The following is a 2,192-nucleotide window of genomic DNA, read 5'->3' as shown; positions in this document are numbered from 1 at the left end:
AAGCCGTGACCGCTGCAATTGCCTGAGTTTACCGACAAGCGACTTTTCGGCCGTTGATCAAACAACGTGACATCGCCCCTCGTCGAGCATCGGCGCGAAGAGCTGCCAAGAATGCACCATCCCCTCGAAGATATTGAGTTCGGCGGACACGCCTGCGGCCTTGAGCCTTTCGACGACGGTCACCGAGTCTTCGCGCAGGATCTCCCAGGACCCGATTTGTACGAGCGTCGGCGGCAAGCCGGTAAAATCGCTGTAGAAGGGAGTCACCGTCTCCGACTTGCGGTCGCCGGTGCCGACATAGGCCATGTTGAAAAGTTCCATGAGCTGCGGTGTCAGCAGCGGCGCATCGGTGACGGACGCGGCGAAGGTCTTCTGATGCTACCACTTAAAACGTGGCTTTTAGCCCGAACGAGATTGACATCGACTGAAAGTTTGCCCCGGCCGCGGCCTTTTGCCAGGCGGAGCGTGTGCCCTCCTCGGTGTCCTCTTCTTGCGTTTCCCCGCGGCTGTTAAACACCTGCTCGAACGAACCGGACAGATAGAGCGAAGCAGCTGGCGTCATCGCGTAGTCAAGGGCAACAGTTGCGCCGATTGTCGGCGCAGGGTCAATGTCATCATGAAACCGGAGATCCCTCCAATGGTCGTCGATGTCCTTGATGCCGAAGCTCAAGCCGGTCTGAAGGCCGCCGCTGATGGTAAGATCGCCAAAGTTGTATTCGCCGCTCAGGCTGACGAAGCCAATCGGAATCTGTTGCTGATAGCTGATGCCTCTTTCCCAGTCTGGCCATGACACATGGTGTATCCCGGAACTTTTCCTCCGTATAGATGCCGGACCCGCCATAGGCGGTCCACTTGACGTCGGTATACTGGACACCGGCGCCGACCGCGATACTGCTGGTCTCGTTTCCGTAGATGATCCGGTTCAACTGGATCGCTCCGGCGACATAGTGATCGAGTTCGGTAAGGGGATAGATTGAGCGGTCGCTCCAGTCATCATGCTCGCCACTGTCCCAGTCGTAGTCAACCATGTGACCGTTGCCGCCGGTGCCGATTTCGACGCTGCCCTTCAAGCTCCAGTCGTTGTCAATCTGGGCGTTCACACCAACAGTGAAAAGGGTCATCCCCTTGCTTTCCCAGTTCAGCTGGCTGTTCTTGTGGTCGCCCTCATAGGCAAATTCCTGGGCCTTGATGTTGGCGAGGCCGAGTCCGCCGAAAACGACGAAATTGCCGTCGTCGGAGGAAAACAGAGCGTTGTCTGCGGCGGCCAATGATGGGGTGGCCACCAGTAAACAGGAAGTGACTGCGGATCCGGTAATGACGCGCTTCATCAACTGACCGCGTGTTTCGTCTAGCGCCTCCGTCTTGGGCCTGAGCTTTTTCGCCTCATATCGCCTTTTTGTTGCGTCAGAGTTGTCCGCTGCGCAAGCCACTGGTGTTGATGGACCGGTGTCGCCGTGCCGTTGCGAGGCTGGCTGCGTCGACCCCTTCAGGGAATAATCGCAGAACATTCGTTGTCCTTTGCTAGAGAGTGATCAATTTGCGCGACTGGGCGGAGCGCGGCGCGATATGCCTTACGATCTGTCAACTGGCGTGGAAACTGCTGGAGGGTTCCAAACCTTACCCAAGCGCTCAACGGTGTCGCACCACTGATCAGGAGCGAGCGCTTCGTTGTCATGCAGGCATCTCCCGAGTGGCGACGACACTAATGACGCACCACTATAGCTGCTACTGGTTCCGTTTCAAATAGCAGGCTTCCCGTGCGTAATTGACATGGACAAATTCGAACACCCGGACCAACGTACAACGAGATCGGGGGAGATCTGCTTGGCATCATGATCGAGATCGCTGAGGCGTGGCACCGCAGCCGGCAGCCGAAGCCTAGCATTTTCCAGTCTCGTTTATTGGTGCTTGCGATGCGACGGAGCTGCCCTTTGGCGATCGACACATCAGACGATGTTGATAGTCTTCTGGTTGTGGCCTCTTCCAGTGCTATTTCAATAAAGATCACTTTTGCCACTAATAGCTGACAGCAGCCTGAAAGCTGTCACGATTGTCACGACGGTAGCTCAGCGCCTATGCATCGGATCGGCAAAGATCTCAGCGAAAGGTCAACTTTGGGCGATGTCACGTTGTTTCATGGACGCCTGAACAAGGCGCTTGTTTGTGACGTCAGGCAGTTGCGCCGGTCACGG

General features: G+C 56.6%; 2 protein-coding genes and 1 pseudogene. 1 reads left to right on the top strand and 2 read right to left on the bottom strand.

Annotated elements, in window-relative coordinates; genetic code table 11:
• Positions 1 to 57 precede the first annotated feature (57 nt).
• Positions 58 to 351 (bottom strand): annotated as a pseudogene (locus FFR93_RS40330) (alpha/beta hydrolase fold domain-containing protein); the annotation flags it as partial.
• A gap of 34 nt (positions 352 to 385) precedes the next feature.
• Positions 386 to 793 (bottom strand): omptin family outer membrane protease, encoded by a 408-nt coding sequence (locus FFR93_RS42040; protein ID WP_281407926.1) that lies wholly within the window; start codon positions 791 to 793, stop codon positions 386 to 388.
• A gap of 202 nt (positions 794 to 995) precedes the next feature.
• Here FFR93_RS42040 and FFR93_RS42035 point away from each other — a divergent pair, with 202 nt between their 5' ends.
• Positions 996 to 1,271 (top strand): hypothetical protein, encoded by a 276-nt coding sequence (locus FFR93_RS42035; protein WP_281407925.1) that lies wholly within the window; start codon positions 996 to 998, stop codon positions 1,269 to 1,271.
• Positions 1,272 to 2,192: the final 921 nt, after the last annotated feature.

This window comes from Rhizobium sp. MHM7A (assembly GCF_005862215.1).
Lineage (GTDB): Bacteria > Pseudomonadota > Alphaproteobacteria > Rhizobiales > Rhizobiaceae > Rhizobium > Rhizobium bangladeshense.
Note: the sequence above shows the minus strand (reverse complement) of the source record. Positions and strands in the feature narration are given on the sequence as shown.